The organism is Streptomyces sp. NPDC093094 (assembly GCF_044754345.1).
In the GTDB taxonomy this organism is placed as follows: Bacteria; Actinomycetota; Actinomycetes; order Streptomycetales; family Streptomycetaceae; genus Streptomyces.
This window is the reverse complement of record NZ_JBIVOX010000026.1, coordinates 20,457-33,025: the sequence shown is the minus strand read 5'-3', so window position 1 is coordinate 33,025 and position 12,569 is coordinate 20,457. Positions and strand designations below refer to the sequence as shown.

7 protein-coding genes are annotated in these 12,569 nt (G+C 70.5%); 3 read left to right on the top strand and 4 right to left on the bottom strand.

The window, feature by feature from the left end; genetic code table 11:
• Positions 1-106 precede the first annotated feature (106 nt).
• The 3 genes from ACIQGV_RS35590 to ACIQGV_RS35580 all read right to left on the bottom strand — a co-directional run bounded on the left by ACIQGV_RS35590 (position 107) and on the right by ACIQGV_RS35580 (position 2,848).
• Positions 107-1,447 carry a phosphatase PAP2 family protein gene (locus ACIQGV_RS35590; RefSeq protein ID WP_402502721.1) on the bottom strand — a complete coding sequence of 447 codons (1,341 nt, stop codon included), beginning with the start codon at positions 1,445-1,447 and terminating at the stop codon, positions 107-109.
• A gap of 424 nt (positions 1,448-1,871) precedes the next feature.
• Positions 1,872-2,357: a transposase gene (locus ACIQGV_RS35585; protein ID WP_402502594.1), complete on the bottom strand. Its 486-nt coding sequence runs from the start codon at positions 2,355-2,357 to the stop codon at positions 1,872-1,874.
• Between the two features lie 230 nt (positions 2,358-2,587).
• Positions 2,588-2,848 carry a hypothetical protein gene (locus tag ACIQGV_RS35580; protein WP_402502591.1) on the bottom strand — a complete coding sequence of 87 codons (261 nt, stop codon included), beginning with the start codon at positions 2,846-2,848 and terminating at the stop codon, positions 2,588-2,590.
• Positions 2,849-3,339: 491 nt separating this feature from the next.
• Here ACIQGV_RS35580 and ACIQGV_RS35575 point away from each other — a divergent pair, with 491 nt between their 5' ends.
• The 3 genes from ACIQGV_RS35575 (at position 3,340) to ACIQGV_RS35565 (ending at position 6,053) form a co-directional block, all read left to right on the top strand.
• Positions 3,340-3,693, top strand: a complete 354-nt coding sequence (locus ACIQGV_RS35575; RefSeq protein ID WP_402502589.1) for a hypothetical protein — start codon at positions 3,340-3,342, stop codon at positions 3,691-3,693.
• Positions 3,690-5,300, top strand: a complete 1,611-nt coding sequence (locus ACIQGV_RS35570; protein WP_402502586.1) for a cation acetate symporter — start codon at positions 3,690-3,692, stop codon at positions 5,298-5,300. Before ACIQGV_RS35575 ends, ACIQGV_RS35570 begins: the two co-directional genes overlap by 4 nt.
• 117 nt (positions 5,301-5,417) lie before the next feature.
• Positions 5,418-6,053, top strand: a complete 636-nt coding sequence (locus ACIQGV_RS35565) for an IS3 family transposase (RefSeq protein WP_402502584.1) — start codon at positions 5,418-5,420, stop codon at positions 6,051-6,053.
• On the opposite strand, the gene ACIQGV_RS35560 is transcribed toward ACIQGV_RS35565, so the two are convergent.
• On the bottom strand, positions 5,984-11,695 hold the full coding sequence (locus ACIQGV_RS35560) for a type I polyketide synthase (RefSeq protein WP_402502581.1): 5,712 nt from the start codon (positions 11,693-11,695) through the stop codon (positions 5,984-5,986). The two genes, ACIQGV_RS35565 and ACIQGV_RS35560, sit on opposite strands and share 70 nt — an antisense overlap.
• Positions 11,696-12,569 lie beyond the last annotated feature (874 nt).

Genomic DNA, 12,569 nt, shown 5'->3' with positions numbered 1-12,569 from the left:
CGTTCTGTGCAGCGCTCGGCGAAATCGGTCAGGACATGCCGCAGGACCGCCGGGGTGCCGGGCCCGGCTCGGGGAACGGGCCGCTCGCAGCAGGACGCAGCATGGCTCACACCGGTTCGGGTTGCGGTTCTGGTTGCCGCGCCGGTGCGGCGTTCTTCTCCCAGAGCTGAGTGGTCTGCACGTAGCCGTAGATGACCGAGGCCATGGCCAGAATGAGAAGTGGTCCGAATATCCGGGGGTGTTCGGCCATCTCCATCGGCGCATAGCGATAGCACACCAAGAGCGATACGAAAACGACCGTGCCGTAGGTGACCAGCTGAATTCCCGACCGGTCCCAGCCGCGTTCTTGTGCACGCAGCGCTGCCTCGATCGTGAGCGCGAAGACCACGCCGACAATGAGATCGACGCCGTAGTGGTAGCCGAAGCCGAGTGTTGCGGCGAGCGTGGCGATCAGCCAGAACGTGCCGGCGTGTCGCAGCAGCCGTGGGCCTTTGCGGGTATGGATGAAGATGGCAGTGGCCCACGCTGTGTGCAGGCTGGGCATGCAGTTGCGCGGGGTGATCCCGTCGTACGGCATCGGCTGCGGAACATTGAGCGGCGGCGGTGTGTCGGGCCACAGGTCGACCAGCGCCCACTGCACGCCGCCGGTTCCGGAGGCGCCCGGGCCGTAGGCGAAGACGGGCCCCACCACCGGGAAGATCATGTAGCAGGCCGGTCCGAGGAGGCCGATCACCAGGAAGGTGCGCACCAGATGGTGGCGCGGAAAGCGGCGCTCGGCCACCACGTTGCGCAGCTGGTACAGCGCGACGACGACCGCGGCCACCGCGAGCTGCGCATAGACGAGCTGGAGGACATGGGTGCCGATCGGGCTGGTGGCCGCGACGATCCGGCCCGCCAGCCATGACGGGTCGCCCAGTGCGTGATCGGCCATTGCCACATAGGGATCGAGCACCATGGGGCGGGTCTTCGCCGTGATGAGCAGCCAGGTGTCGCCGGTTTTGCGGCCGGCGACCAGCAGCAGACCAAGCCCGACGCCCTTCAGCAGCAGCACACGTTCGTGGCCGGTGCGACGCGTGACAGCGATGACGCCGCAGCCCAGCATCACCCACAACGCGCCGCTGCCGAAGAAGTATCCGTCCGGCACCTGGGCGTCGATCGCCCACCGCGCCAGTGCGAAGACGACGTCGATGCCTATCGCGGCACCGGCCGCGGCGAGCCGCTGGCGCCAGGGGAGCACCACCGTCATCAAGGCCAGACCGCCGTACAGCGGGCCCGGCTTGGGGGCGAACACCAGGTCTCTCGCCTGATTGGTCAACGGCCCCTGTACGCCGCAGCGACGCGCGACGATCTCCAGCGTGACGAGGAAGCCAAGTGCCGCCAGAGCAGCCGTGGTCCACAGCATCACCCGTGCCCGACGCCATGCGGCAGGGGCCATTACGCCGTTCATTCGCGACAACACCCGCGATGATATAGATGTCAAGTGCCTGGCCGTTTTTTATTTGGTGAACCAGGCCACCTGTCGCGCTGGAAGGCACGGTTTCCTGGCGGGGAACGGAAGTGGATCGTCGATAGTGCGAACATGCTATCGGAGCGTTCGGGGCGGCCTTCGCTGACCACCGGCTTCGCACCCGACGTCCGATCGGCCGCGGCATGCGCAGCACTGTCCTGCGACCAGGCCATACGGATCCACCCTGACCAGATCGGCGCCCGGCCGCCTGGAGACGGTGCTCGAGATGTGCCCTCATGGCCATCGAGTCATCGCAGAAGATGAGGAAATGCGCCAACCCGGCATGGGGGAGAAAAACATGCAGTCCGAGTACGAGCTCACAGACGAGCAGAAGAATGCCTACGCAGATACTGGCTTCGGCTCGTCAAGGTGATGCTGGATCGCCGAGGGTCAGGCCGGTGCCGGCCATGAAGCCGTCGAGGGTGCGGGGCCGGTACCGGAGGCGTTCGAGCCGGTTGCGGACCAGGGTTTCGAGCCGGTCGAGGCAGACCACGGGGAGGTCGGCCGGGCTGCGCTCGACGTGGGCCCGTACGCCTTCGACGGGGTTCGGGTCCGGCGAGCACGCGGGTGGCAGGAACACCGTCAGCCGTTCACGCTCGGCGATCGACTCACGCATGGCATGGGAGACATGAGTGTCGAGCCGGTCCCGGACGAGCACGGTCGGCGCCTCGACGAGGTGACGGGTGCCGTCGATCAGCGCGATGAAGTCGCGCTCGCCCGTACTGCGGCGCTTGCCTGCGCCCGCGGGGTGAGTGCGCAGACGGTGGCACGGACGAATCCGGAAGCCGGGCCGCACGGCGATCGGTCCGGCCACCGGCAGCCGTCCCGAGCGGCGTCCGCCGATGGCCACGACCGGGGTGCAGCTGCGCTACGCCGGCGTGGACTTCGCCCACGCGGTCTTCGAGTGTCCCCTCACCATCGCCGCGGAAGCCGCCCCCTTCGTCCTCGCCGACAGACAGGTGGTGGCGGAACAGGCTTCTGACGGCACGCCTGACGCCGCGGTGCGGGCGGTCTCGCCGCGCGGGGTGGACGCAGCGCGGGGTGGACGCAGCGCATCCGGTCCTCGCCGACGTCGACCTGTCAGGGTGCCTGTTCACCGGGACGGTGCACCTGGACCAGGTACGGCTGGAGGGCACCTGCTCCTTCGGCACGGTCCCGCCCGGAACGCACCGGCGACGCGGGCTGCCGGCCCGGTTCACCCCACGCCGCGCCCTCGCCGAAGAGCACCACCGGCGGGCCGGCCAGCGTGACGGGCAGCGGCCGGTGTCGGCCGCTGCGCAGGAGCACCCAGCAGGGCACGGCCCACAGCGGGACGGGGGCGAGCAGAGGGGTGCAGCGCATCAGGCGGTGCAGTCGGCTCCGCCGTGGCGCCGGCGCTCCGTCGTCGGCGGGTCGGATGTCGCCGGTGGCGGTCGCGCTTCCCCTCCCGGACCGGGCCGCCGTCCGGCGCACTGCATCCAGCCGCCCTCCGACGGCCCGGACCGGCGTCGGGAGATGCCTCGCCGCCCCGTGGACGAGGGCCGTCAACACGCCGAAGCCGCCCGGCGGTTCGCAGGACTCGTAACCGACTGCGTCGCAGGGGTGGCGCATGGAGACGGAAACGCCCATACTCTGCGGCAGCGGAAATCATCATAATGATTATCCGGGTCTAGGTCCGACCCGTGCCGCATGTTCGTCGACGACTCCCCCGCACCTGCCCACCGCACACAGCTGCGCCGGCGTCGGCCTCCGCTCGTCCCAGGCCCTGCCTCCGGCACGGACAGGCGCCATCGCGCCGTCCGGTCGCGAGCCGAGCACCTGGCGACCCCGACGTCCCCTTTCCGAGGAGCACCATGGACTCGGTCCATCACCCGGCACCACACACGCCATCACCGCCCCCGTACCCGGCGCCCGCCCGGACCCCGGAGTACGCCGACCCCCGCAGCGCGCGCCGGCCCGCCGAACGCCGAGCGATCCGCCGCTTTCTGATCGCCAACATCGCCGCATCCGCGCTGATCCTCGCCGCCACCGTCACGGGAGCCGCCTGGCTCGCCGCCCCCGCACCGGGCGGGCTGCCCCTGGGCATGGTGCTTCTCACCGTGCAGGGCGGCGTCTTCCTCGCCACGGCCTGGCGCTTCGAGCGGCACGGCCGGACGGCGCCGGAAGGCGGCGAGTTCGCCGGCCCCGTTCCCGGGAGCGAGCTGTGACCCCACGGCCCGCCCCGGCCCTGGCGGCCGGCTCCTCGTTCGCCCAGGCGGCCCCGCTGACCGCCTTCCTCCTGGTCATCACCGTGACCCTGCTGCTGTGTCTGCTCTTCGGCGCCACCTCCGACACCGTCGAGGACCTCTATGCGGCCGGGCAGTCCGTGCGGCCGTGGACCAACGCGCTCGCCCTCACCGGCGACCTGGTGTCCGTCCTGGCCCTCATCAGCACCCTCAGCCTGGTCGCGGCCGGCGGCTACGACGGGGCACTGACTGCCGTCAGCACGGCCCTGGCCCTCGGAGTGCTGCTCGTCCTGGCCCGCCCGCTGCGCCTCACGGGCCGCTTCACCCTCGGCGACACCCTCGCCCACCGGTTCCCCGGCGCGGGCGTCCGCGTGGCGGCGACCGTGGTGACGCTCTGCTGCTGCCTGCCGCTGGCGGTCGTACAGCTGACGTCCGCCGGGGTCGCCACGGCCGCCCTGATCGGGGTGGACAAAGCGGGTGCGGCCCAGTTCTGCACGGTGCTCATCGGGGCGATGATGGTCTGCGCCACCGCCTTTGCCGGGATGCGCGGCAACACCATGCTCCAGGCCATCAAGACCGTCGTGCTGTTCGCGTGGCTGGGACTGCTCGTGCTCGTCCTGATGGCGAAGCTGGGCTGGAGCCCCGACCGGCTGCTGACCGCCGCCGCGGACCACAGCGTCGACCCGGACGCCTACTACCTGCCCGGCGCGCGCTACGGATCGGGCCTGACCGGGCGTCTCGACGTGGTGGGCCTGCAGTTCAGCATCGTCCTCGGTCTGGCGGTCGTCCCGCACATGCTGATGCGGGTCAAGGCCGCCGAGAACGCCGCGTCGGCGCGCAGGTCGGTCTTCCTCGCCATCGGAATGGTCGGGGCCTTCTGCCTGATGGTCGTCATCCTCGGACTCGGCGCCTCGGCCTATGGCGGCCAGGGGCCGGACGGCACCTTCGACGTCCAGTCGGCCGACCCCCTGCTGGTGCTCGCGCAGACCGTGGCGGCGCAGTGGGGCGGAGGACTCCTGGTCGGGCTGACGGTGGCCGCCGTGTTCCTCACGAGTCTGACGGTCGTCTCGGCGCTCACCCTCAGTTCCAGCGCCGCGCTGGCCCACGACCTCTACGCGCAGCGCCCCAGGCGCAAGGACACGAGCATGGCAGGGGAGATCCGGGCCATGCGCTGGGCGACCCCGGCACTCGGAGCGCTGGCCGTGGTCCTGTCGGTGGCGGCCCAGAAGTGGAACATCCAGTTCATCGCGCCGTTCGCGGTGACGACCGCCGCGTCCACGGTACTGCCCGCGCTGGTCTACGCGCTGTTCTGGTCCCGCTGCACCCGTACGGGAATCCTGTGGTGCCTCTACGTCGGGCTGGGCACGAGCACCGTTCTCCTGCTCTTCGGGACCTCCGTCTCGGGTGCCCCTGACGCGCTGTTCCCGTCGGCGGACTTCGCCTGGTTCCCGCTCCACACCGCTGGGTTCGTGTCCGTCCCCGCGGCCTTCGCGGCCGGCTGGGTGGTCAGCAGGCGGACGTTCCGCGAGACGGGCTCCGGCCGCCCGGCGACCGCACCCACGCTCGCCCGGGGACCGCTGTCACGCTGAAGCCAGATCCCTCACCCCGGCCGCGCCTTCGACGCACCCGTGCGAAGGCGCGGCCGGGGCGCTTCCTCAAGTGACCCTCCGCAGGGCGGCCAGGTATTTCGCCGGGGAGACCGACTGGTGAGGGGCCGCTTCCAGTTCGTCGACGGCCACCGGGACGCCTTCGAGGTGAAGCTGCTCTGCGAGATCCTGGACGTGAACCGCTCCAGCTACGACAAGTGGCGGGCCGGTCGGCGGGCAAGAGCGGCCGGGCAGCGGGACGACCAGCTCCTGGCAGCGAGGATCCGCGAGGTCCACGCGGAGCCGGGTGGCACCTACGGCTCGCCGCGGGTGACCGCCGAGCTGAAGGAGACGGGCCTGCATGTCAACGAGAAGCGGGTCGCCCGGGTGATGCGGACGTTCTCCGTCACCGGCGTCCTCCTGCACAGACGCGTCCGCACCACCGTCCCGGATCCGGCGGCATCGGTGGTGCCGGACCTGTTCCGGAGCGACTTCACCTCCCCCGAGCCCGGCCTGAAATGCAGGGGCGGCATCACGTGTCTCCCGGTCGCGGGAGGGAAGTTCCTCTGTCCGGCGACGGTGCTGGACTGCTTCAGCCGCAAGGTCGTCGGCTGGTCCGTCACCGACCACGTGCGCACCAGCCTCGTGGAGGACGCGCTGCGGTGTCACCACGAACGTCATCACTGTCAGAGCTCCCGCAGCCGGTTGCTCAGGGCTGCAGCTGTCGTGTCCGCGTGGTCGCTCATCATGGTCTGATGGTTGCCGCGCGTGCGTATCGTCTCGTGCTGGAAGTCCCACTCCGTGCTCCAGCCCTCCGACGTGCTCCCTTTCTGGACCGCGGTGGAGGGCAGTTGCTCGTCGGCTCGTATCAGGACGACAGGGGCGGCGACCGGTTGAGGCAGCCATCCGTCGAAGAGTTTGAGATACGCCCCCTGAGCGGTCACCTGTTCCTCGGTCATCAGGGCGAAGGCATGGTCGTTGACAGCGATGCCCTGGAGCTGGTCCCTGATGTCCTCCTCCGGAATGTCGTCCTTCGGAAACCACGTGTCGAGCAGAACAACCGCCCGGGGTTTCAGGCCACGGGACTCCAGACGGGCTGCGACGGCATGGGCCAGCCAGCCGCCGGAGGAGTAGCCGGCGAGGGCGAAGGAGACGTCGCCCAGCTCGCGGATGACGGCATCGGCGCACAGGTCCACGACCAGGCCGCTGTCGGCCGGCAGCGGCTCACCGTCGCCGAAGCCGGGGAGCGGCAGGGCGTAGACGTCATGCGTGCCATGCAGATGGAGGGCGAGACGGGCGAAGTTGTGCGGGCCCGACGGCGCGACCATGGACGGCACGCAGACCAGGGCGGGATGCTCGGGCCCTTCGGCCAGTCGCACGACCTCTTGCCTGCGGCCGAAGCCCGCCGCATCGGTGAACACCGGCCGCAGCAACGCGGCAGCCTGGAGAACCCCGACACCTTCGGCGTATTTGCCGATCTCGCAGGCACGCCGGTACAGGTCGCGCACCCCCGACGAGCCGCTGTCCGACGACGCAGCCGCCTCAGGACGGGCACCCGCCCCGGCGGCCGCCAGCTCGCCGATGTGACGTGCGAGGTCGGCCGGTGTCGGATGTTCGAAGGCCACTTGTTTGGCCAGGGGCAGTCCGGTGGCGGCGACAAGCCGTTGGCGTAGTTCCACCGAGGCGAGTGAGTCGAAGCCGAGGTCGAGGAAGCGCCGGGCTGGGTCGATCTCGTCCGCCGACGTGTATCCGATCACGGCGGCGGCGTGTGTGCGTACGGTGTGCAGGGGATCTTCCGAGGGAAACGGTGTGGGGGCCTGGTGGACCTCGGCCGCGGGCGGATGCTGCATCTCGATTTCGTCGAAGAACCGGCTGGTTCGGCTTGCGGTGAACGGCGGCAGGAAACGGTCCCAGTCGATGTCGGCGATCGTCAGTGCTGTCGCGTCGGTGCCGACCGCCCGTTCCAGCTCGGCGATGGCATCGGCGGGGGCGAGCGGCGCGATGCCGCGCCTGGTCAGGAAACTGCGCATCTCGGGTGAGGCCCCCATGCCTGCCTCGGCCCAGGGCCCCCAGGCCAGTGCCGTGGCCGGCAGGCCACGGGCGCGCCGATGCTGGGCGAGTGCGTCGAGGAAGGCATTGCTCGCCCCGTATGCCGCCTGGCCGGTGCTGCCCCAGACGGCGGAGATCGACGAGAAGAGGACGAACGCGTCGAGGGCGGTGTCACCGAGTGCGGCATCGAGGAAGGCCGCGCCCGCGGCCTTGCCCGCGACGACCTCGGTGAGTTCGGCGAGATTCCAGTCCGTCAGCGATGCCGTCCGTCCCAGCAGACCCGCCGCATGCACCACAGCGGTCAGCTCGTCGGCCGGAATCGCGGCCACGAGCCGCTCGACCTGTGCCCGGTCAGCCATGTCACACTCCACGACCGTGGTCTGCACACCCTGCCCGTTCAACTCGTCCACGAGCTCGGACGCCCCCGGGGCGTCCACACCTCTGCGGCCGGCCAACACCAGCCGCCGTGCACCGTGTGTGGCCAGCCAGCGTGCCACGTGAGCACCGAGCGCACCCGTCCCGCCCGTGACCAGCACAGTGCCGCGCGGCTGCCACCCGGAAACCACCGCACCGGTGCCGGGTTCCCTGTCCGTATCCCGCACCAGTCGGCGGGCGAACAGTCCCGAGGAGCGCACGGCCAGTTGGTCCTCACCGTCCAGCCTGCTCAGCGCGGCGCCGAGCCACAGCACTGCGTCGTCGTCGAGCTCGGCCGGAAGATCGAGCAGACCACCCCAACCGGCCGGGCGTTCCAGGGCGAGCGTGCCGCCCAGACCCCACACCATGGCCTGTACGGGGCTGCCGATCTCCTCCTCGCCGCTCGCCGCGACGGCCGTACGAGTGGCGCACCACAACGGCACATCGGCTGCCATGTCGGCCAGGGCCTGTGCGAGCGTGCAGGTCTGGGCGAAGCCACGGGTGAGCGCGGGATGTTCGGCATGTGCGGTGGTGTCCAGTGCGAGAAAAGACAGTACGCCGCCGAGTTCTCCTTCGCTCTCTGCAACCCGCTCACGCAGCAGCTTCGCCAGGTGCCGGCGGTCCCGGTCCTGCTCCTCGGCAGGTACCTCCACCACCTGTGCACCCAGAGCGTCGAGCACCCAGGAGATACGCTTCCGCCATTTCCTTCCGACACCGGTCGAGGGAAGCAGCACGAGCCACGTGCCGGACAGGGACCCGGGAACCGTGCCCGGCTGGACCGTCACCGGCCGCCACGTCACCCGGTAGCGCCACCGTACGGGGTCCACCGCTCTCACAACGGGTTGCGTCGTCGGCGCGGTCGGCTCGAGCCAGTACCGCCTGCGCTGATACGCGTACGTGGGCAGCTCCGTGAACACCGCACCCCGGCCCGAGAACGGCGCGCGCCAGTCGGCATCCACACCGCGCACGTGCAACTCGGCGAGCGCCGACTGGAAGGTGATCTCCTCATCACGCCCGGCACGGGCCGTCGCTGCAAACACCGCCTCGGCGGGCCGGTCTGCGTTCTCGGGCAGGCAGTCGGGCCCCATTGCGGACAGGACGGCGTCGGGACCGACTTCCAGATAGGCTCCCACGCCCTGCTCGTGCAGGCAGCGCATGCCCTGCAGGAACTTCACGGTCCCGCGTACGTGCCGCACCCAGTACTCGGGCGAGGCAAGATGGTCGGCGGTGGCCATCTCGCCCGTCACGTTGGAGACGACCGGGATGTCCGGCGGGTGGGAGGTGACGGACCGTGCCGCTTCGCGGAAGGCGTCGAGCATGCCGTCCATGTGCGGGGAGTGGAAGGCGCGGCTGACTCTCAGCAGCTTCGTCCGACGACCGCGACGCCGCCACGATGCCAGGACCGCGTTCACCGCGTCTTCATCACCCGCGACGACGCACGCAGTCGGCCCGTTGACTGCTGCGACCACGACGCGGCCGCCGAACTCCGCCAGTGCGGCGCAGACTTCAGCCTCCGTCCCCTGCACCGCCGCCATGGCGCCGCCCGGCGGGCATGCCTGCATCAGCCGCCCGCGGGCTGCGACCAGGGCGCAGGCGTCGTCCAGCGACCACACGCCTGCCGCGTGAGCGGCCGTCAACTCACCGATGGAGTGGCCCATCAGCACGTCCGGGACCACCCCCCACGACTGGAGGAGACGGAACAGCGCCGTCTCGTAGGCGAACAGCGCGGGCTGCGTGTACACGGTCTCGTCGAGCAGGGAAGCCGGGCCCACCCCCCGGGGAGCGAACATGACCTCGCGCAGGGGCACGTCGAGGTGGCTGTCCATCCGGATACACACCTCGTCCAGTGCCCGTGCGAAGACCGGCTGGGTCGTGTAGAGCCGTTCACCCATACCGGGCCGCTGGCCACCCTGCCCCGTGAAGAGCACCGCGAGCCGTCCGTCCACCACCTGCGGCAGTACGCTCCCGCAGGTCACACCTGGGCCGCCCTCGCCCTCCGCCACAGCGCGCAGGGCACGTACTGCCTCCTCCCGACCGTCCGTGACGACAACAGCGCGATGCTCGAAGCGGGTGCGCGCCGCCAGTGTGGCCCCGACGTCGATCAGACGGATGCTGTCCGGGCAGCCCGTCAAGTGGGCGGCCAGACGCCCGGCCTGGTCCCGCAGGGCTTCAGCCGTCCGCGCGGACACCACGAGGGGCAGGGCAGGACGCGCCGTGACGGGTTCGGGCTCGGGGGCCTCCTCGATGACGACGTGCGCGTTGGTGCCGCTCACCCCGAAGGCGGATATCGCCGCCCGGCGAGGCCGGTCCGAAGGCGCCCACGTCACCGGCTCGCGCAACAGTCGGACGGCACCGGCGGACCAGTCGACGTGCGGGGACGGTTCGGCGACGTGCAGCGTGCGGGGCAATGCGCCGTGCCGCAACGCCAACACCATCTTCATCACACCGGCCGCGCCCGCCGCGGCCTGGGTGTGCCCGATGTTGGACTTGAGCGACCCGAGATAGAGCGGGCGTCCCACGGGCCGGTCCTGGCCGTACGTGGCGATCAGCGCGTTCGCCTCGATCGGATCGCCCAGCTCGGTTCCGGTGCCGTGCGCCTCCACCACGTCGATGTCGGCCGCGCGGAGACCGGCCCGGGACAACGTCGCTCTGATCAGCCGCTGCTGGGACGAACCGCTCGGAGCGGTCAGTCCGTTGCTCGCGCCGTCCTGATTGGTCCCCGTGGCCCGGAGCACGGCCAGCACCTGGCGGCCGGCGCGGCGGGCGTCCGACAGCCGCTCCAGGACGAGCACCGCCGCGCCCTCGGCCCACCCGGTCCCGTCCGCGTCCGCGGAGAACGCCTTGCACCGGCCGTCGGGTGCCAGACCGCGTTTGCGGCTGAACTCCAGCAGCATGCCGGGGGTGGACATCACCGTGACGCCTCCCGCCAGAACCAGGTCGCACTCGCCACCGACCAGTGCCTGCGCCGCCGCGTGCAGCGCCACCAGCGAGGACGAGCACTGTGTGTCGATGCTCAGCGCCGGTCCCTCGAACCCGAAGGTATAGGCCACCCGGCCGGAGACGACCCCCAGGGCGTTCCCGGTCAGCATCTGCCCCTGTGCCTCCGAGGGGGCCTCGTGCCAGGCCGGCCCGTAGTCCTGCAGCGAGACGCCGGTGAAGACACCGCTGCGACTGCCGCGCAGTGAGTGGGGGTCGATGCCCGCCCGTTCCAATGCTTCCCAGGAGATCTCCAGCATCAGCCGCTGCTGCGGGTCCAGAGCCGTCGCTTCCCGCGGGCCGATCCCGAAGAACCCCGCATCGAAGTCACCCACGGCGTCCAGAAAACCGCCGTGCCGGGTGTAGGTGGTCCCAGGGCGGTCCGGATCGGGATCGTAGAGCGAGCCGAGATCCCATCCCCGGTCCTGCGGGAAGCCGCCGATCACGTCCTTGCCCTCGTCGACCAGCCGCCACAGGGCCTCGGGAGAGTCGACGCCGCCCGGAAGGCGGCAGCCGAGGCCGACGATGGCCACCGGATCGTCCGTCGGGACCGCCCTGGCCCTCGGAGCAACGGGCCGCGCGGTGAGGGGCATGCCCAGCAGGGAACGGCGCAGGTGTTCCGCCAGGTCGTGCGGCGTCGGATGGTCGAAGAGCAGGGTGGCAGGAGTGGATAAACCGGTTCTGGCCGCCAGACCCTGCCGGAAGTCGCTCGAGACCTGCCGGTACAGGCCCAGGCGTCGCCAGGGAGCCCGTACGTCGACACGACCGCCGTCCGGTTCCTCACCCGTGGCGGCCGCGACCTGGCCGGCGATCAAGGAGATCAGCAGCGTGTACTGCGCTGCGTCGGAGAGGCCGGACAGTTTCTGTTTCCATGCCTCCTGAGTCCGCGAACCCTCATGCCGGCTGACACTCGGATCGACTTCCAGGTTCCTCGTGACATCTACCCAAGTCTCAGACATGAGGAAGGGCTCCTTCAGGGAGGGTATGAGGCAAATTCCCGTTCCAGATTTTATGAATATGCAGCGACTTCATGGATGGTGAACTGTCACGTGTGCGACTGTCAATCCTCGCGTCGCACTCCGCAAAGCGGCTCGATGCATGACAACGTTGTCTGGACTTCCATGCACCCCCGCGCGGCACCTCGGTCACTGCTGCGAGCTGCCGCGTCGAGACGAGAGGCGCGCCCGGCGCGTACCAGGGCGCACGACCCGCGAACGGCGGCTGCCCGGCCACGGCCGAACGCGAGTTCAGCCGACGTCGACAGCGCCGTCGTCATCAGCCCAGGGGGCCGGCTCGAACACAGGCAACCACTGCGGGGTGGTCGTGATCAGCGCAAGAGGGCTCGCAACGCGGCCCCTCAAGCAGAGCTACCAGCAGATCAGGGACGGACTCCGCCGGGCCGGCTTCCAGGTCCGCTCCGACCGCGCCGTCCGCCGTCACCAGACCCTGGTGGACTGCGCCTTCTCCTTCTGCCGGGACCAGTGGTTCGCCCCCACCCGGACCCCTGGATGCCACCGCGCCGGACCCGTGCCCCGACGAGGGGTCGGAGAGGGGGACCAGTCCCGTCCCACCAGTCCCGACAGCCTTGCCGGACCAGGGCCTTACGAGCCGTCCGTTCCTGGCTCACCCCGCCGCCACCCTCATCCGGTGGTGGCGAGCCCGGACGGACACCGACCCGCCCTCCGGACTCCAGGCATTGATCGACGCGGTCACCACCGGACACGGCATCGACCTCTGCCTCCGGAGATTCAACGGACCACCGGTAGGAGCCCTGACGGGCCCGGCCGTACTCGTCGAGGAGAACGCTTGCCCGGTGAGACTTCGCGAGTGCCG